The organism is Photobacterium sp. OFAV2-7 (assembly GCF_022347985.1).
Classification (GTDB): domain Bacteria; phylum Pseudomonadota; class Gammaproteobacteria; order Enterobacterales; family Vibrionaceae; genus Photobacterium.
Window position 1 is genome coordinate 1 of the sequence record NZ_JAKRFQ010000022.1, and the last position, 19,791, is coordinate 19,791.

Genomic DNA, 19,791 nt, shown 5'->3' on the forward strand with positions numbered 1-19,791 from the left:
TTTCATAACGGCATCCATTTCTATTAACTTTTGATCGTCATATTGAATACTGTGATCATTTCGAGCGACCCATGATTGCAAGCCCATAGCCTCAGCAGACTTAACAAGTAGTATTTGCATTTGGGCATGGCGTCGTTTTACTTCAACATCAATAGTGTTTTCTGTTCGAGTTGTATCATTTAAGAGTAAAGAGTCGAAGTATACTTCTCTATCTACTTCTGAGATAACCATGTTGTTTACTTCTTTTGTAAACATTTTCCCTGCTTCGTGTGGGTCATCTGGGCAGAAAATTAAATGCTTATGCCCTTCCTTTACTTTTGTGTCAGGACCTATTTTTTCTAGCCTACCTGGAAAACATAGATAGAATTGAGGAGTGTGAAGTAAAAGTACTTCTAATGCTGACCTCGTGTTGTAGCTTCCGCCAAAAGCCCTATCAACATTTATTGGCTTTTGGGGTTTTATGGCACTGGCTAATCGCCAAAGCATTTGAGTTGATATAGTTTCTTTTTTCTTCTGATCTGGTGACTGGTTTTTACTTGGATTCCACCTCTTGATATATATTGGTCCTTCAGGGAGCTGAACATCAACTATCATTAGCTTTGTCTGTGTCTCTCTTGTTGGATAATCGTATATTGCATTTTTGTTTAGAGAGTCGATAGCGAAAGCTAGATTTGATGCTGTTAGCTGGATATTATCCATGGGGGTGGTTTCCTGGCTAGAAGACTATAACTATGTTGATAGTAAATAAGATGGTGTTTACTATCAAGCTCTTAGCATGGTCTTTGCCAGATTGATATATAAGATTGTGAAAGGCATTTTATGGTGCCTACCTTGTGCGATAGGCAACTTTATTGTCTTTATTTTGCTAAGCTTATGTCGTTCTCGGTGATGCTTAGTGACAACGTTTGAGTGTCAGTTATCAATAATGATTCGAACCATTCTGGAGGTAGCTCCTGGCTGAAATCATCTCCTCCAACTAGTGAGCGTGAAGTGTTATACCACTCTTCATCACAAGACGGGTTACAACCTTCTGCGTAAACAATGCTCTTCTCAGGGCATGAGTCGTCTATTTTTGAATTTGCTATGAGGTAGACGCCTTGATTGTGTACCAGTGAAATAGCTGCTTCTGATGGGGTAAAAGATGTTGAGCCTAAGGGACGTAGTTTATACTCCGGCCAAAGTTTATTCCTGATTTCATCAGCTGAAAAAGTTACGATTCCCATAGTCTGTTCCGGTTACCTCAAAAAAGTAATTTTAACCTGTTTACTGATTGATACGATTGAACTTTGACATAAGCAGTTCTAAAAGTGTGAACTATAGGGCATGTGATTTCAGTGAGCAATGCGTGCAAAAGTAATCTAAGAGTATCCTTGTTGATTAGTTATAACATCCAACAAGATCCAAGAATTGATAGCTTGTGCAAAGTTGGAGCGAAGAATTCAAAATCCGTTTCCTTCGGGAGTGACGGTTCAAGTCCGTCCTCGGGCACCATATCTCATATAACAAAGCCTCAGCTAACGCTGGGGCTTTGTTGTTTCTTGGTTGATCAAAAGCTTAGCTCATTTTTCTTTCGGTCATTCACCCTAAACTTCGCCTCAGGTTCGTGTTACACCTTCTCTGTAATTGGTGATTGCGCTCATAACAGCAACTTTAATCATGCATTGATTAACAAAATTGGTTAGTTTGTAGCTAAGAGTGTGTCTGCCTATCAATCTAGAGGTTATTGCTAAGAATGGATTATCGAGAACGACTCTATCAATTGCTAGATTACATAGACTCTAACTTGGATGAGGAATTGACCGTGGATAACTTAAGCAGGATTGCTTGTTTATCGAAGCATCATTTCCATCGTCAGTTTTCTTCATTATTTGGTATAACGGCATTTGCTTACATTAAGCAAGCTAGAATGAAACGAGCCTCGTACCAGTTGGCTTTTAAGAAGAATATGAGAATCATCGATATTGCAATTGCTAATAACTATGAAAGCTCAGAGGCGTTCTCTCGTGCTTTTAGCCAATCCATTGGACTGAGCCCCTCTCAGTTTAGGGAAAGCCCCGACTGGAGTTGTTGGGATAAAAATGAAGAAAAACTTAAAGGGATAAGAACCCAACGTATAAAACCGGTTGAAGGGTGTCGTTTAGTTGAAGTCGTAGAATTTAGTGAAGTTCGAGTGGCGGCTATAACTCATGTTGGTGCTCTATATTTAATTGGAAATACGATTAAGTTGCTTAATGATTGGTGTGACGAAAATAGCATCGCCATTGAAGGTGAGAGAATATTCAATATAGTTTATGATGACCCTGCAATTACAGAGCCTGATAAATACACTTGTGATATATGTGTTTCTATTAAGTCAAGTGTAAAGAAAAATGAATATGGTATTGTTGAGAAAAGTATTCCAGCGGGACGTTGTGCGGTTATTAGGCATGTTGGTTCGGATGATAATATTAACCAAGCTATCAATTACTTGTACTCTCAATGGCTAGAGGGAAATGAAGAAGAATTGCGTGATTGCCCTATTTTTTTTGAGAGAATAAGTGTTTTTCCCAATGTTCCTGAGGCGGAAGTAATTACTGATATCTATCTGCCACTGATGTGATGGTGTTCTGATTATTAAAGGGAAATAGCAGGGAAAAGAAGAGCTGAAGTTGAAAGGGGGGCTGAACATACTTTATGTACAAGTGTGTTTTGTTGTTTTTTGCTAAATAACCAAGAGCTTTATAGTGAAACGGTTGTCAATGTCTCTTAACTGTATGACGTGACTTTTAGCTACTGAGCTTTTATTAATTCAATTACAAACTGTCGTTTGAAATGCATTACTTATCTTGATGGACGTGAATTTACTCTTAGAGCTTTAACTATATTTATGGGGCGTAATATGAAAAAACTACGATTTACATATTGGCTGAAATTATCTTTTCTTGCGCCTCTAGCGTTAATTTTTTTTGCGGGTTGCAGTGACGATGACCAGAGTGGTGATTCACCCTCTATTTCACCATTTAACCTTACAATGCTAAGTGCTGCTGATACCGACGTTAAAAAAATGACCCTTATTTGGACTTCAGCGTCAGACGATCCCGGTGTGATCTACAGTGTGTGTGAAAAAGACACTTCTAAGGATAACGTATGTAATGTGCTGACTACCGTAACCGATTCACTGAACGCCACCATAAGTGTGCCCAGCTTAGTGGATGCTCTTACTACGGATTATTTCATCATAGCCTCTAATAGCTCGGGTAAGATTGTGCTGTCCAACGAAAAAAACCTGAATGCTTCTGCTGTTGCTAAGATGATTGGTTATTATAAAGCCTCTAATACCGGAGAAGATGACGGTTTTGGCTACAGCATGGCACTCAGTGGTGACGGAACGGTACTGGCGGTCGGGGCGCGGGATGAAGACAATGGCGCCTCCGGGATCATTACCGATGGTTCAGAAACCACCGATACGGGGGCAGCATCGAATGCTGGTGCCGTATATCTGTTCAGCAACAATGCTGGCAGTTGGGTTCAGACCGCCTACGTTAAAGCCTCTAACACCGACAGTGGTGACTTTTTTGGCTACAGTGTGGCGCTCAGCAGTGATGGTACTACCCTGGCAGTAGGAGCGCCCGACGAAGACAATGACGCCAGCGGAGTCATCATCGATGGCTCGGAAATCACTGATACGGGGTCAGCGCCTGACTCCGGTGCCGTCTATCTTTTCAGCAACAGCACGGGTAACTGGATGCAGACTGCCTACGTCAAAGCCTCTAACACAGGTGCGTATGATGAGTTTGGGCAAAGTGTGGCGCTCAGTGGTGATGGCACCACTCTGACGGTGGCAGCGTTGGGTGAAGACAATGGCGCTACGGGGGTCATCACTGATGGTTCGGAAACAACTGATACTGGGACGGCACTCGGTTCCGGCGCCGTTTATCTGTTTAGCAATAGCTCGAGTAACTGGGCACAGACCGCCTACGTCAAGGCATCTAATACCGGCAGTGGTGACTTTTTTGGTTACAGCCTGGCGCTCAGCGGCGACGGAACTACCCTGGCAGTCGGGGCGCGGGATGAAGACAATGGTGCCACCGGAGTTATTACCGACGGCTCGGAAATTACCGATACGGGGGCGGCAACCAATTCCGGCGCTGCCTATCTCTACAGCAACAGCATGGGCAGTTGGGTACAAACCGCTTACGTCAAGGCATCGAATACCGAGGATGGTGATAATTTTGGCAGTAGACTAGCGCTCAGCGGTGATGGCACTACCCTGGCGGTGGGCGCGCCGGGTGAAGACAATGGTGCTACCGGAGTCATTACCGACGGCTCGGAAGTCACTGATAGGGGGCTGGCTCCTAGCTCTGGTGCCGTCTATCTTTTTAGCAACAACACAGGCAACTGGGTAAAAACCGCTTACATCAAAGCCACTAATGCCGACAGTAATGACTACTTTGGCAGCAGCCTGGCGTTCAGCGGTGACGGTGCCATCCTCGCGGTGGGTGGATACGGTGAAGATAATGGTGCCACCGGAATCATTACTGATGGTTCGGAAAATACCGATACTGAATCGGCAACCAACTCCGGAGCCGTTTATCTGTTTCGCAAGAGTGAAGCCAACTGGGGGCAAACCACTTATGTAAAAGCCTCTAATTCAGGCGTAGGTGACTTTTTTGGCAAAAGCGTAGCGCTTAGCAATGACGCTACAACTCTGGCTGTGGGTGCTACGAATGAAGACAATGGTGTCACCGGGATTATTACAGACGGCTCAGAAACCATTGATACGGGGGCGGCATCTAATTCTGGCACTGTATATCTATACTAATTGAGGGGCTTGTTTCCGGTGTCGTCCGTCTTCGGGCACCATATCTCATATGACAAAGCCTCAGCGAAAGCTGGGGCTTTGTTGCTTTTGACTCATCACTTTTCTCTCAACTTTGCTGCTGTAACCTATATATTTCTTTTTATTTTTGTGGCCTTGAGCACGCTTTTTAGAGTGATAAATCGTGCCCGGAAGAGAAAAATTCACAGAATCCGCTTGCCAAACCTGAAACATCCTTTACTAATAACAGGATATGCAAAATAACAATACAGGAGTGTAGTAGTATGCGAGCAGCAAATCCTGAGTATTTACTGGCGGCATTACGGGGAGTCATTAAGGCAAAGGGCCTAACTTATAAGGAATTGGCCGATCGGCTTGGGGTTCCTCTGTCCACGTTTAAACGTCATTTATATAGCCCTAGTATTACTCTTGAGAAGTTGCTTGATTATTGCCTGGAGGCTGATACGACTCTGGAAGAATTGCAGAAGCTGGCGATTAAGCTGCAACATGATAACGATAGCTTTTTTAGCCTCACCCAGGATGAGGTATTTTATCAGTTTCCTCAACTCTATGACTTTTACCGTGAGCTTCGGCATCTGCGACACCAAGACAGCTACGAGCATATGCAGCATAAATATGGTCTGGATAATTCATCGACATATGCCTACCTGCGAGCGCTGGAAATGTTGGGGCTGGTCAAGCTTGCCGATGACAATAAGATTCAGCTGATTGGTCCCTACTATTACCGCTTTTCAGATGACTCCAAGTTGAGCCAGAAGTACAAGGAAATTCTCAAGGAACAGGCGTTGGAGAACCCCAATTGTGTCAGGGTCGGGTTTTCACGTATGTACCTGAAAGAAGAGCAGCTGGAGGCCTTGAACAAACTCTTAGCAAAAGAAGTGCTTAAGTACCATAGCGAGAATATGCAAAATGATGCCACCAGTCAGGAATTGCTTCGTAATGTGCTGTTGTTCGTGACTCAGCACCAGCCATTAGCCTTCTCCGAGGGGATTGCTTCGTTACCCAACTCTTTTCTTCAGGACGTCAAAGCCGCTATTGCGCATTTTGATGAGCAGGGAGCATAAAAACTCCCTGCTGAATGCGTGAAGGCAAGCTACATCAGGTTGATACTGCCTGGTGACAGGCGACGAGATGCTGTTCGTTGTTCTGCCTCAAAGCCGGGTAAGTGTTTTGACACAGACTTTCTGCTTGTGGGCACCGTGATGCAAAGTGACACCCGGCCGGAGGGGCCATGGGGGATGGGACATCGCCTTCCAGCATGACTCGCTTGCCGCGCTGACGCGGATCCGGGATGGGGATCGCTGAGATCAGCGCCTTGGTGTAAGGGTGTTGCGGGTTGCTAAACAGTGTTTCTGTATCGCTGAGCTCGACAATCCGCCCCAGATACATCACTGCGATCTTGTCTGAGATATGACGGACAACCGATAGGTCGTGGGCGATGAAGATCAAGGCCAGATTCATCTGCTTTTGCAGATCAAGCAGCAGGTTGATGATTTGTGATTGTACGGAAACATCCAGTGCGGATACCGCTTCGTCGCAAACAATTAGTTTCGGGTTGAGTGCGATTGCCCGTGCGATGCCGATCCGCTGGCGTTGTCCGCCGGAGAATTCATGCGGGTAACGGTTGGCTGCCGAGGCGGGTAGCCCGACTTTTTGTAGCAACTCTTTGATCCAGACTTCGCGCTCTTCCGGCAGGCCGATACCGTGGATTTCATACGGCTCGGCAAGAATGGTACCTATGGTGTGGCGGCCGTTAAGGCTCTCCATCGGATCCTGAAAGATGATTTGCATCTCTTTGCGCAGGGATACCATTTCCGACGGACTCAGGTTGGTAATGTCCTGTCCATTGTAGATGATTTTCCCGGCCGTCGGCTCATGAAGTTTGAGTAGGGTGCGGCCAACTGAACTTTTGCCGCAGCCCGACTCACCGACCAGGCCAAGAGTCTCTCCTGCCTTGACGTCGAATGATACACCGTCGACAGCATAGACGTATTTGGGCTTGCGAAACAGTGAACCTCGCAGTGTGTAGTGTTGCTTCAAGTCGACTAATTTAAGGATCGTCTCAGGCATGGTTGACCTCGTTTATCTTCAGGCAACTGACAAAGTGCTTCGGTGATATCGCCTGCGGCTGTGGTACGGTTTCGCCACAATGTTTGCTCTGGTAGTGGCAGCGGTTACGGAACCGGCAGCCAGATGGCATCTCTTTAAGGTGGGGGACTGAGCCCGAGATGGTATCCAGCTTGGTTTTCGGTTTACCCTCGATACGCGGAATCGAACGCAGTAGCCCCTGGGTATAAGGGTGCTTGGGAGATTCGAACAGGGTGAACACATCCGCCCGTTCCACCACCCGACCGGCATACATCACCACCACCTCATCACACATTTCGGCAACAACGCCCAAATCGTGGGTAATGAAGATAATGGCCATGTTATTTTCTTCCTGAATGGAGCGCATCAGCTCTAGGATCTGGGCCTGAACGGTGACATCCAGAGCCGTGGTCGGCTCATCAGCTATCAGGATGTCCGGTTTGCAGGCCAGAGCCATGGCAATCATTACCCGCTGCCGCATCCCGCCTGAAAGTTCATGGGGATAGACATTGAAGCGTTGCTTGGCTGCTGGAATGCCGACCCGCTGTAGCATATCAATCGCTGCTTGTTTACGTTCGGTTTTGGAAAACTCCGGTCGGTGCAGCTCATAGACCTCACACAGTTGGCGTCCCACAGAATGGACAGGATTCAGGGCTGTCATCGGATCCTGGAAAATCATTGAGATCCGCGCTCCGCGAGTGCGGTAGAGATCTTCCGGGGCCATGCTGACAAGATCGGTATCATTATAGGTAATTGAGCCTCCGGTCACTTTTCCGTAAGGTCGGGGTAGCAGCCCCATAATGGAAGCGGCGGTGACGCTTTTACCACAACCAGACTCCCCGACGACCCCGATGGTTTTGCCCTTGGCGACACTGAATGAGACACCGTCCAGTACTTTGATTTCCCCTTCATCAGTTGAGAAGGTGGTTTCCAGATCCTGGATAGTCAGGATATCGTTATTGTTACTACTCATTGTTTGGCATTCCCTTATCCCTGAACGAAACGTTTGTCGATGAGAGTGACAGGCTCAAAGGACTTATCGTCATCCAGCGCTTCCTTGGTCGCTCTTTTCTCGTCGAGGTCAATCCAGAACAGACCGAATTCCATCTTGCTGGCATCAAGAATATCGCGGGATAACGCGGTGCCCAGGCCTTGAGGTAGCTTGACATAACGCCAGTGGGAACCTCGTGAGAACGGTACCGAATAAGTTGGTATCACGCAGTTGCAGTCAACGATTTTCTGCTGAATTTGTCGGGATATCTCCGCTTTTTTGCTGACATCAAACTCGGTGTCAAACGCTTCAATTAACTTGTCCATCTCAGGATCGGCATAGTTGGTGAAGTTATTGGTTTGCGGATGTGCATTTGATGAGTGGAAGTACTGCCAGTAAACAGGCAGTGCGCTCGTGCCCATACCCAGGAAAGCAGCCTGATGTTTTTTCTCAAGTAGTGACTTAAAGCCGGTAGCACCGTCAACCAATTTGAGCTCGAGATCCAGTCCGGCTTTTTTGGCTTCTTCCTTAAGTACCACCACCCGGGCTGTGTGCATTTTGGTCAGATAGGTCAGAGTGATGGCAAGGCGTTCGCCTTTATCATTGATACGGGTACCGTCGCTGTCCAGACGGTCGAATCCGGCCTTTTCGAAATATTCGGCGGCCAGTGCCGGCTCAAACTTCTTGGCTTTGATATTCGGATTATCGTAGTCGCCATAACCAGAGCCGAAGCTTTGCTGGTGGGCATAATCTCCGCGCAGGGCGACATCAATCATTTTTTCAACATTCAGAGAATGGGCAATACCCTGACGGATATCGGCATTATCCATCAGCGGAGCCTGAAGGTTCAGCCATACCCCTGCCGCACCTTGAGGGGATTGGTTGTAAAACCATGACTTCTGAATGTAGCCCTTATCATAGAGCGGCCCCTTGGCTTTGTTGTGCCACAGGGACGGGAAGACCATGTAATACGCATCCAGCATACCGCGCTCAAAATACTTAAGGGCAATATCAGTATCACGGATCACCTTGATGATGACTTTGTCGACGTTGTAGCGATGCTGGTAGTAGCGGTTGGTGTAACCCCACCAGTTGTCGACTTTAACTAGGTGTATCGCCCGGCCTTTGCGAATTTTCCCCACTTTGTAGGGACCGGTAGTGGGTTCGGCTTTCCAGTTATATCGGCGGATGAAATCGTTTGGCAGTTGGCCGTCCGGGTAGAAGTGCGCTGGCTTAGGCATGATGTTTAGCCGCATGATCAGTTCATCGTCAGCCAGTTGATCGGCGGAGTGGAGGGCAAAGGTGTAGTTGTCATAGACAGTGATCCCCGCCACCTTGTTGGTGAAGTAATCTTTGTACCACGGTGCCTTGGCGTGCTCGCTTCTCATGTAATCGAACACAAAGGCAAAGTCCCGGCTGGTGATTGGCTCGCCGTCGGTCCAGCGTGCATTTTCATCGATCCGAAAGTAGAGGGTTTTGTGGTCGTCACCAAAGGCCCACTCCTTTGCAATGGCTGGCAGAAACTGCCGAGTGTTCGGTTGCTGCTGAAGCAGAGCCGGGTTGCCATCGAGCAAAAAGGCTCGAAAGCTTCCGTTAGAATCGGGGCCGATAGTTCGCAACGTTAGCGGAAAGCTTGAAATATGTAACCGGTAAGTGCCGCCTGCTTTGGCCCGGCTGTCGGCAAACAGCGGCTGCTCCGGATTGGAAATCCAGTTGAGGTCCGACGGAAGCTCTGCTGTCAGCCCCTTGCTCTGACACAGCACCGTAATGACTGCGAGCAGAGAGGCCATCCAAAATTGTCTCATTGTTTCTCCATACACTTATGTTCTCGGTAGCTGCCTTGCTACCGTTTTAATGTTGTTTGTATGAACCGTTATCTGTCATGAGCATCGTGCTCTCAGAGATCAGATGTAGCGGGTGTATTTTTTCGGGTCGAAGGCTTCCCTGACGCCTTCGCCAATGAAGGTCACCATGGTCAGTACCGACACAATAGCCATCACAACCGAGCCAATGATCCAGTAGGCATCCAGGTTTGATTTACCCTGTTGCAGCAAGTCACCCCAGCTCGGGGTTGGCGGCATTAGTCCCAGCCCGAGGTAGTCCAGTGCAGTCAGTGTGGTGATATTGGCAACAATGCCGAACGGTGCCAGAGTGATCACCATGACCATGGTGTTAGGCAGAATGTGTTTGACGATCACCCGCCATAAGCCAGCCCCCTGAGCCCGGGCTGCCATAACGTATTCCCGGGCTTTTTCTTTATAGGTCATGGTTCTCATGTACCAGGTAATGCTGATCCAGCCGAACATAACGTTAATCAGAACGAACAGAAAAAAGCTTGGTTGGATAATCGAGACCATGATCATGATGACATAGAGGAAGGGCACCATCGACCACACCTCAATAACTCGCTGCATCACCAGGTCGAATTTGCCGCCGAGGTAGCCCATCAGTGAGCCAATCAGCACGCCAATGGTGTAACAGAGTGTCAGGGTCAGCATGGCGAACCAGATAGCGATCCGGAAACCGTAAATCAGGCGGGCAAGCACATCACGCCCTGACTCATCGGTGCCCAGGTAATGCTGGCTTTCCAGCGAAGGTGGATTTGGTGGGTAGTGCATGCCGTCGAAGTCCTGCTCGTACGGGTTCCAGGGAATAACAGGCATCAGTACCCAGTTCCCTTGCTCTTCTTCGGCAAAGGACTTTTTCAGCTGGCGGTAATTCACTTCGTAGCCGTAATCAAGGCCGAACATCTTACCGGTTTTTACCTCAGAGTAGGTCGGGAAGTGCAGCTCGCCCTGATAGGAGACAACCAGGGCCCGGCTGTTAACCAGAAGCTCGGCAACACAGGAGAGCAGCACCAGGGTCGTCAGAAGCACGAAGGAATAGTAGCTTCGCTTGATGGAGCGGAAGCGGTTAAGTTTCTTTTTGGTCAGTGGATTTAACGGCATGGTTTAGCTCCCGAATTTAACCCGAGGGTCGACAATGGCAACGCACATATCCGAGAGGATGTTACCGAACATCAACAGCAGTGAAGACATAGCCAGGATCCCCATGACAACCGGGTAATCGCGCTCGATGATCGATTCGTACCCCAGCAGGCCGATACCGTCGATATTAAAGACCACCTCGATAAGGAATGAACCGGCAACAAATACCGAGACAACATTGCCCAGATGACTGGCAATCGGGATCAGGCTGTTGCGCAGGGCGTGTTTACGTACGGCCTGGCGGAAGGGAAGCCCTTTGGCAATGGCTGTTTTGACGTAATCTGCTGCCAGGTTTTCCAACAGGTTGTTTTTCATCGTCATGGTGAGGATGGCAAAGTCTCCGATGATGTAGCAAAACAGGGGAAGGACGGCATGAGAGAACAGATCGGCAATTTTGTCCGGCCACAGTAAATCGTCGAAATCATCACTAACGAAGTCACCCATCGGGAACCAGTCTAGATGGAATGCAAAGAATGAAATTAGAAATACCCCGACGACGTAGTTTGGTAGGGCATAACCGATAAACACCATCACCGAGCTGACATTATCGAACCGGGATCCGTGTTTCATCGCCTTGAGGATCCCGAGCGGAATTGATATCAGGTAGCTGATCAGAAAGGTCATTAAACCGTAGAACAAGGAGACGGGTAGTCGTTCCTTTATCATTCCCCATACCGGTTCGTAATAGCGGGTGGATTCACCTAAATCAAGTTGCACCAGTTTACCCAGCCACTCGGTATAGGCCTCGAATATCGGCTTGTCCAAACCATAGAAGGCATTAAGTTCGGCAATTTGTTCATCTGACAGTGTTTGTGAACCTTGTTGGTTTCCTCCCCCGCTTTCCATTGACTGGGATTGCATCTGAGCAATCATCCGCTCAACCGGGCCGCCGGGAACAAAGCGGGTCAGGGCAAAAACAAGCAGGGTGACGCCAATAAAGGTAGGTATTATCAGTAGCAGTCGTCGGCTAAAGTAGGCTAGCAAGGGAAGCTCCTTTGCATCTTTAACGTAAGTTGTTTGGAGTTATTCATGGTCGGTCATGCATCCGTGATATGGCCTGTATTTGTTCAGTCGCGGTGAGTCGAAATCCCCTGGTATCATAGATACCAGGGGATTGTCGAGAATTGCTTAGTAGTAGGTTTGTAGTACCGGAAGCTGCTCTAGCGCATAACGATACTGGATGTATTCCCTTGTACTCCACAGCCAGATGATTTCAGGTTCGACATCATAAACGGCCGCCTCTTTCTTTCTGGACTCTTCGTCTTTAATCGCGTTCAGGGCCTCGTCGATACCTGTCGCATAGCTGTCAGCACTGGTTAATAAGGCCTCCAGATACTCAGGGTCATCATCCTTGTAGCTACGGATAGCATTCCAGGCAGCAAGAAGGTTATCTTTTGTATGACAACGGGTGCTGTTTGATGCTGGTGTGTAACAGTCGTTTTCCTTATCGAAACTGAACTTAGCAGGAGTGAATATGCTCGCTCTGAACAACGACTCGAAGTACGGTGTCTTTTTCAGAAGACTCACTGCTTCAGTATCACGTAACATAAACAGGGTGAAATCATTCAGGTTTCGAATCCCGTATGTTTTCAGGTTTTGTTTGGTAACTGAAGAGGCGTTTTCCAGCTTCTCTAGCTCTTCTTTTTTCCCGTTGATTAGCAGGGCTTTTTCAGCCATACGGAAACCAAGTCGGTTACGACGTGTTACTACGTAGTTTCGGGCTTTGAGGCTAAACTCATAGCCATTTTCTGTATCTACACCATAGCCGGGACGAGTTAGGGTAATCGCGTCGATTAGGAACTTGGAACTGTCTGACAGGCCATATTCATCGGCATAGCCAAATGCAACCAAGTTATGTATCAATGCCGAGTACGTAGGTGTCACTGTCGTCTGCGACATTTGGAAGTAATATCGTAGCCAGGACAGGTAGGACGGCACATCAATCGCTCGCTTGATATCCGGACGATATGGTTTGATCGTCTTTTTGGTGTTTCCATCTTGATCAACAAAGATTGGGGCCGGATAAGCATCATAGCCGAAACCAAGATGTCCCAAATAAGCCTGTACTTTCTGAGGCGTCCCTTGAGTGCCGCTACGAGGGTCTGATACATCAAGTAGTGCGATGTTGGATTTATCTCGGCTGAGCGTATGATCGCTACGTTTTACCAGCATTTGGGCGGCGAGTAACTTATCTGGCCAGATCCCCATTAGATCGATGGCATTTGAAGAAGTTTGGTACGGGTTGTTGGCTCGCATGTTGGCATGTGAGCGACCGTCCCGAGTTTCTGAAAGGACTTTGATATTATCGTATCCGCTTGACATGGCATTGACTAGGTCAGAGTCAAAACACGATGTTGGTAGCGTTGTCTTATGCTGGATCCCTGGACCGTAAGCACTCCAAAGATCTGACAGTGCAACAAATCGGTTGATCGGAGCTTGCCCTGATGGCGTGACTTCTAGCTCACACACTTGGTCCGGGGTACTCATGACCTTAACGAAGAAGTTGGCTGCCTCAAGAGCAGCATCAAAAGTATCACAGACCTGCTGAGCTCCTTTAGGCAAGTTCTTTCGGGTAGAAGAGCGAGTACAGTTGTCGGTATAGTAATTGGCAACATTTTGGCCGTAGCTGTCTTCAGCTCCTCTTAACTGACCTAGCTGATAGTCAATTTCGCCAAGATCTTCAACGACCTTACGAATTTGGTTGAATTGGTTCCAGCGTCCGAAAGTGTAGTCTTGTAGTTGATAGTCATAGAACTTGTATTTTCCGTCTCGGCGGTTGACCAGATCGTAATTATCCCAATATTTTTGAATCCGGAACTGAGTGAGTTCCAGAATATTAGTGCCTTCGTCAAAACGGTTACAGGTTGTTGTGCTTTCTACATGTTCGTCGGTGCAATAGATGTAATCTTTAACTGTTGTTTCAGGCGAAGTCGTTGCTAAGTTTTTCTTTAATTGATCAAGGGCGCCCAGAGGGTAGGCCTGATGATTGTGACGTAGGGTTTCATCAATATCACGAAGGCTGATGAATTGAGATGCGGTTTTTTCTTGCCCTGAACTTGGCTGATTGACTTCGACTTGGCGACCATAGCCGAACTTCAGCGCAGCGATGTCATATTTACCGTAAACTGGCAGTTCATCAAAGATTGTTGCGCCGTAATCCATAATAGAACTGTAGGCCGGTACTTTTTCACTACCAAATTTGACGGCTTCATCTTGATGATAGAAGTTATCTTTATCGACAGAGCCCATAAAGTTATGGCGAAGGCCAAGGTTGTGTCCGAATTCGTGAACCAGCGTTGACTTAAACATGTGTGCACTAATGGCATCACTGGCCTTTTGCTGTTGAGCCTGTGACAACTGGTCCCATTTTTTCAGCTTCTTATTGGCATTGTCTGCGTAGTCCGGTGCACTTTGATCAAGGCCACTATTATCAAAGTATCCGCCAGCAAGGTAATCGATGCCCTTGATTAATCCTTTGGATTTAGTGCTTACCCACATAAACTCAGCAGCATACATATTGTGTTCTGCCATATGGTTGAGTTTCTGCTGATAGTTGGCCACCCCTTTGCTGAAGCTTTTTGAGTCTTGCTCATCGGGTGAAAGCCAACGCGGAACGTCATTTATAAACTGAGGCTCATGCTGAACGGGAACCTGTTGACTGGTGGCTGGTGGCAAGTTCAGGCTGTTGTTGACTAAGCTGCTTTCCAGGCCGCTAAATCCAGTTGAAGTGGAACCGCTATCAGCACTCGAGGATGAATCGCTATCTAAATTATCTTCAGGTACAAATGAGTCAGGACGCTCGATTTCGCCGCGATTATAATATTTGGCAAGCTCATTCCACATTCTGCGTGAGGTCGAGCGGATCACGCCAGCATATTGGTTGACATGGGCGTGAACAATTTCACCGGTAAGTGGGTTGGTAGCAGAAGGGCCATAACCCAAAAGGCCATTGTCTGCTGGATCGGTGATTAGGTTGAGTACGTTGTAGCGTAAATCGCCAGTATGAACGCCTGCTTTTTTTGTTGGGTTTACGATTTTGATTGGTGGAACACCAGTACCAGCCAATGTTTTATTCATTTGTTCAATCGTTTCGAGCGTAATGTCACGATAGAACTTACCCTCTTTTTCAAAATAACTGTCGCTTAGATAATAGTCGATCGACTTTTTATTCGGATTAAAACGATTGAGATAATTAAATCTCTGTCCCTGTAAACCAGCTTGGCCTGTTAATGAGCGTTGTTCCTTCTCATCTTTGAAAAAACCAAATCTCGAAACATCACGACCAGGATATTGAATTGTCTCATAATCACTGCTGGCAAGTTTGTCCAATTTAACCAGAGAGTAGAAAAAACGTGTTTTAAAGGACAGGTTTTCCAAACTATCACCAAATTGACCGTAATCTTCAATGTTTGCGGTGAAGCTGCGTTCAACCTCTACATTGATAGTGCCTTGCTCAGCATCATACTCCCAGTGGATAAGGCGTGGTTCTGCTGTTTCTTCAACATTGTATGCGGAATAGGCAAAGTCAGTTCTGTCGACAGCCAAGGGTTTAATGCCGGCATAATCTGGAGTGAAGTGAGTTGTTTCTTCCCAGTTCAGGTCGGCATCTTCATTGAGTTCTTCTTTGTTGGTGCACTCATCATAATTATCTTCAGCACAACGATATTGCTGGAAAGTGCCCGGAATCTTAAGAACTGGTGCCTGGTTGATGACTGACGCGTAGCGGCTGTCCTTGCCGGGTTCGACAGTATCGCGATCGACTTCTTCAGCGACAATACCATTGGTTTTATCAAAACGGAGTTTGACAAGTTTTGGCGTGCCTTGAAAGAAACCACGCTGGGTGATGGCATAACGAGGGGCTGCGCCTGTAGATGGCATATATAGCCAGAGAGATTCGGTATCTAAGGTGTTTTTGGCTATTTGTTCTTGTGCGCGAGGAAGAGTGTCATAGCTCCTTTCCTCAGCGCCGCAGCCGAAGAGCGCAATGCTCACCATAGCTGCAATGGCTAATTTCTTATACATGTTGTGCTCACCAAATTATTATGATTAAAGGTCGTAATTTAATGTGATGTAGTAGGTGGGTTTTTCGAGATCAAATAGGTTTTCGATTGGGTTCGGACCCCTGTCTGGGTCGTAATATGACGCACTATTCGTCATGCCTGTTGCCAAGCTAAATTCATCGTTAAACTGATAACCCAGTTCGGCTGAGTAAGTCAGTTCAGGCGAATAACTTGTTCCACGATAGCTCCATGATTTTGAGCTCACAAAGTTAGTGCTGAAAAACCATTTATTCGGCGTGTAATCGACAGACAATAAATTACTGATTCGATACTCTTCGAGTGGATGGCCGCCAGCAGTCGTGTATTGGTGGAAGTTTTTACGTAAACGAATAGAATCGCTAACCAGAAGCCCTTCGATAATATGGTCTAGTGAATAAGAGAATTTAACATTGCCGCGTATTGCAGTATTAAGGTCGTTTTTTATTGACTCATCTGATACTGGAATAAGAATGCGTGAACCTGCTGACATCGCAAGATGGTCAGTCGGATTCCAAATATTATATCTTGTCGCTGTTAACCAAATATCGCTCCAAAATTCTCCCCTTTCACCGTCGTAGCTGTGTCGGCCAGAGGCAATGGCTGTGAATTTTGTATTGGCATTTAGGTAGTACTTAATCGTAGCGGTAAGTGCCAGATTACGGTCGGCTAAATAGTGGTCGTCATCGTAACCATTTCTGCTGTAATCAATACCAATAGACGCTCCCCATTTTTTTTGTTGTGAGGGAACATCCTGAACCTGTTCTTCAGCATGTATGCCATTGGATATCAATACAGATACCATACTAAATAGCATCAAGTTAAACTTCATGACTTGCCCCATTCCCTGTGCGAATTTCGATATGGCGATCCGAGTTGCCACATGAAATATACGTAGTCTTCTTATGATTAGAGGGAATCAATACTAATTCACACGCTGGTAGCAATAAAACGCTATTGCAAAAGTATCATGTAATTATTCGTCCGGTATTAAATGATGAAACCGGTATGGGTTTTATGTAAAGCTATGAATTTCGTGAAATTAATGTTTACCGGTATCTATATCTGCAGTGCTGGGTCTGGGTGGGTGTAATAGCTGTTGAGTGGTTCAATAATAGAATTATGTGTCACTGGTCGGAGGTGGTTGATAATCTTTGCTCTGAGTTGGAATATATACGTATTTCATGGGTGTTAATATTTATGTTAAGAGTGTTCTCTATAAGAAATAGCAGGTGATTTTCATCGTTCATCACAGTTAATAGATAAATTATCCGTAAGGCTCTGACAGCCGCACGGTAAGCCGCTAGTATTTGCGTTGCAGTACTCAACGAAATAAAAGAGAGAATAGGGATTTTGTCATCGCGATCAGTCAATAGCCGATATGGCAACATAATTGAGAATGTCAAAGAGCAGATCCGGCAAAAGATTTGGTTGCCCGGTGAGCGTATACCGTCTGTTCGAGTGATGAGCAAGGCCCAGGCTGTCAGTGTGATGACCGTACTGAAAGCGTATGAGCATTTAGAAGCCGAAGGCTGGATTTACGCCAAGGCAAAAGCGGGTTATTACGTTGCTGCCCACTTTAATCGATTGTCTGAGCCAGAACAGGCAACACCGCAGGTCGTTAATCGGTCTATACACATTAACCGGCATGTTTTTGAAGTGCTTCGGGCCTGTAAGCGGCCCGACGTGATCCCTTTCGGGTCGGCTTTTCCTGATCCTGAATTGTTTCCGTTACAGCAATTGGGGCGAACGTTGGCTCAGACAATCAAAACTATGCCGATTAATAGTGGCATCATTGATTTACCTCCGGGAAGCCTGGAACTTAGGCGTGCCATCGCTCAGCGCTATTTAAGAGATGGGATACAGGTGTCCCTCGATGATATTGTCATTACATCAGGTGCGATGGAGTCTTTGGGGTTGAGCTTGGCTGCTGTGACTCAACCGGGAGATACGGTAGCTGTTGAATCTCCTGCTTTCTATGGTGCCCTCCAGGCAATAGAAAGGCTAAGACTGAAAGCGGTTGAGATCCCAACGCATCCCCGGAAAGGTATGTCGGTTGATGCCCTCAAGGCTGCTATCGAAACCAATGATGTAAAAGCGTGCTGGCTGATGAGTAAGTTTCAAAACCCTCTTGGGGCGACGATGGCTGCTGATCAAAAACAAGCGATTTACGACTTGTTGGCTACAAATGATATCCCTCTTATCGAAGATGATGTCTATGCCGAGCTGTATTTCGGCAAAACTAAGCCTTTGCCAATTAAGGCACTGGATGAAAAGGGCTTGATATTGCACAGCTCATCTTTCTCTAAATGTCTGGCACCAGGATTTCGAGTGGGTTGGGTTGCCGCCGGACGGTATGCCAGGCAGGTTGAAGAGCTCCAGTTTATGTCGACTCTGTCTGTGGGGGCTCCCAACCAGTTTGCATTGACTCAGTACATTCAACATGGGGGGTACGATAACCATCTCCGTCGGCTTCGGCGTACTCTTGAGCAACGCCAGCAACAAATGCTGGGGGCTATTGAACAGTTTTTTCCTGAAGGAACAAAAGTTACTAGGCCTGAAGGCGGATATTTTTTGTGGGTGGAGTTGCCGAAGAACATTGATACTTCCGCATTACTAACTGAATTACTGGATAACTATCGAATCAGTATTGCGCCGGGAACATTATTTTCTGGGGATCAGCGATATAAGCACTGCATGAGAATTAACTGTGCCTACCCGTGGGATGAACATAATAGGGCTGCTTTGTGTCAATTGGCGAAGTACTTAACTGAGCTATGTGATCAAAACTAAAAAAGTCACTGTTCTAACTGTTTATAGCCTTAACTGTTCTACGTCACTTAATTGTCACTGTGTTCCTATTACGGTTCCATCGAACAAGGAGCTGGGGATCATGCTAAACCGAATTGTTAATCCTGAAATCAAATTGCTTGCTGTATCTGTAGTATGTGCTGCGTTATTAGTGGTTGGGCACTTATTACTGGCTAAAAGTTTGGCTGATAAGATTTGGGTTGAATATACCGCAGCAGCGATTCCTTTTGTGCTGTTTGGCATTGGTGCGTTGGCAATTCGTTTTGCTATAGCCAAAGAAAACCAAAATTAGTACCTATAGTGAATCGGGATTTTGAAGAGAAAGAAACGGTAGGGTGGATCAAAATCATACAGATTCCAGCTCATTGGTTGTTTGTTGTTCGGTCGAGTTGTTTTTGGTGATTTATTTCAAAAATAGCCTTGCCAACGGAATCCAAGTCTCTATAATGCCGCCTCACCGACACGGAGCACGGCAACTTAAGCCAGTAACGTATCGGATTGTTCTTTAACAATTTGACCATGCAATCTGTGTGGGCACTCGTGAAATGAATAGTCAAAAAAGATTATATCAATGAAACTGAGTGACCAATTCAAGTTGGTACAGTCTTGAGCTGTTTTGTTTTACTTTTTCAAAAGTGAAAGCCAATAAGAGCACAGTCAATTCATTCATTACTTCGGTAATGAATTAACAGTATTCATTGAGCCGGTCGAGAGACCAACAAAACTTTAATTGAAGAGTTTGATCATGGCTCAGATTGAACGCTGGCGGCAGGCCTAACACATGCAAGTCGAGCGGCAGCGACATAAACAATCCTTCGGGTGCGTCTATGGGCGGCGAGCGGCGGACGGGTGAGTAATGCCTGGGAAACTGCCCTAGTGTGGGGGATAACCATTGGAAACGATGGCTAATACCGCATAATCTCCTTTCTTTAGGTAGAAGGGAGCAAGGCGGGGGATCTTCGGACCTCGCGCGCTAGGATGTGCCCAGGTGGGATTAGCTAGTTGGTGGGGTAACGGCTCACCAAGGCGACGATCCCTAGCTGGTCTGAGAGGATGATC

The 19,791-nt window shown here is 46.7% G+C and carries 14 protein-coding genes and 1 rRNA gene; 6 read left to right on the forward strand and 9 right to left on the reverse strand.

Annotation, left to right across the window (positions count from 1 at the left end):
- Together MHN01_RS03735 and MHN01_RS03740 are read right to left on the reverse strand one after the other, a co-directional pair.
- On the reverse strand, positions 1-699 hold a 699-nt coding region (locus tag MHN01_RS03735), incomplete at its 3' end, for a hypothetical protein (protein ID WP_239410096.1).
- 158 nt (positions 700-857) lie between these two features.
- Positions 858-1,223 (reverse strand): DUF3085 domain-containing protein, encoded by a 366-nt coding sequence (locus MHN01_RS03740; protein ID WP_239410097.1) that lies wholly within the window; start codon positions 1,221-1,223, stop codon positions 858-860.
- A 578-nt stretch (positions 1,224-1,801) separates the two neighbouring features.
- Here MHN01_RS03740 and MHN01_RS03745 point away from each other — a divergent pair.
- The 3 genes from MHN01_RS03745 (at position 1,802) to MHN01_RS03755 (ending at position 5,883) form a co-directional block, all read left to right on the forward strand.
- On the forward strand, positions 1,802-2,599 hold the full coding sequence (locus MHN01_RS03745) for a GyrI-like domain-containing protein (RefSeq protein WP_239410098.1): 798 nt from the start codon (positions 1,802-1,804) through the stop codon (positions 2,597-2,599).
- 279 nt (positions 2,600-2,878) lie between these two features.
- Positions 2,879-4,801: an FG-GAP repeat protein gene (locus MHN01_RS03750; protein WP_239410099.1), complete on the forward strand. Its 1,923-nt coding sequence runs from the start codon at positions 2,879-2,881 to the stop codon at positions 4,799-4,801.
- A gap of 281 nt (positions 4,802-5,082) precedes the next feature.
- Positions 5,083-5,883, forward strand: coding sequence for a helix-turn-helix transcriptional regulator (locus tag MHN01_RS03755; protein ID WP_239410100.1), 801 nt, complete (start codon positions 5,083-5,085; stop codon positions 5,881-5,883).
- 34 nt (positions 5,884-5,917) lie between these two features.
- Here the strand turns inward: MHN01_RS03755 and MHN01_RS03760 are convergent, their stop codons facing one another.
- The 7 genes from MHN01_RS03760 to MHN01_RS03790 form a co-directional block, all read right to left on the reverse strand.
- Entirely contained in the window at positions 5,918-6,889 is a 972-nt protein-coding gene (locus tag MHN01_RS03760; RefSeq protein WP_239410101.1) for an ABC transporter ATP-binding protein, read from the reverse strand.
- Positions 6,882-7,880 (reverse strand): ABC transporter ATP-binding protein, encoded by a 999-nt coding sequence (locus tag MHN01_RS03765; RefSeq protein WP_239410102.1) that lies wholly within the window; start codon positions 7,878-7,880, stop codon positions 6,882-6,884. The genes MHN01_RS03760 and MHN01_RS03765 overlap by 8 nt, the downstream gene beginning before the upstream one ends.
- Positions 7,881-7,894: 14 nt before the next feature.
- A complete protein-coding gene (locus MHN01_RS03770) occupies positions 7,895-9,703 on the reverse strand; it encodes an extracellular solute-binding protein (protein ID WP_239410103.1) in 1,809 nt (602 codons plus the stop codon).
- Between the two features lie 99 nt (positions 9,704-9,802).
- Positions 9,803-10,846 carry an ABC transporter permease gene (locus tag MHN01_RS03775; RefSeq protein ID WP_239410104.1) on the reverse strand — a complete coding sequence of 348 codons (1,044 nt, stop codon included), beginning with the start codon at positions 10,844-10,846 and terminating at the stop codon, positions 9,803-9,805.
- A 3-nt stretch (positions 10,847-10,849) separates the two neighbouring features.
- Positions 10,850-11,869, reverse strand: a complete 1,020-nt coding sequence (locus tag MHN01_RS03780) for an ABC transporter permease subunit (RefSeq protein WP_239410105.1) — start codon at positions 11,867-11,869, stop codon at positions 10,850-10,852.
- 144 nt (positions 11,870-12,013) lie between these two features.
- Complete coding sequence (locus MHN01_RS03785; protein WP_239410106.1) at positions 12,014-15,907, reverse strand: zinc-dependent metalloprotease; 3,894 nt, start codon at positions 15,905-15,907, stop codon at positions 12,014-12,016.
- 24 nt (positions 15,908-15,931) lie between these two features.
- Positions 15,932-16,753 carry a hypothetical protein gene (locus MHN01_RS03790; RefSeq protein WP_239410107.1) on the reverse strand — a complete coding sequence of 274 codons (822 nt, stop codon included), beginning with the start codon at positions 16,751-16,753 and terminating at the stop codon, positions 15,932-15,934.
- 521 nt (positions 16,754-17,274) lie between these two features.
- On the opposite strand from MHN01_RS03790, the gene MHN01_RS03795 reads away from it, so the two are divergent.
- From MHN01_RS03795 to MHN01_RS03805, 3 genes are all read left to right on the forward strand, one after another.
- On the forward strand, positions 17,275-18,714 hold the full coding sequence (locus MHN01_RS03795; RefSeq protein ID WP_239410108.1) for a PLP-dependent aminotransferase family protein: 1,440 nt from the start codon (positions 17,275-17,277) through the stop codon (positions 18,712-18,714).
- A 100-nt stretch (positions 18,715-18,814) separates the two neighbouring features.
- Positions 18,815-19,024: a hypothetical protein gene (locus MHN01_RS03800; protein ID WP_239410109.1), complete on the forward strand. Its 210-nt coding sequence runs from the start codon at positions 18,815-18,817 to the stop codon at positions 19,022-19,024.
- Positions 19,025-19,459: 435 nt separating this feature from the next.
- A 16S ribosomal RNA gene (locus tag MHN01_RS03805) occupies positions 19,460-19,791 on the forward strand; the annotation flags it as partial.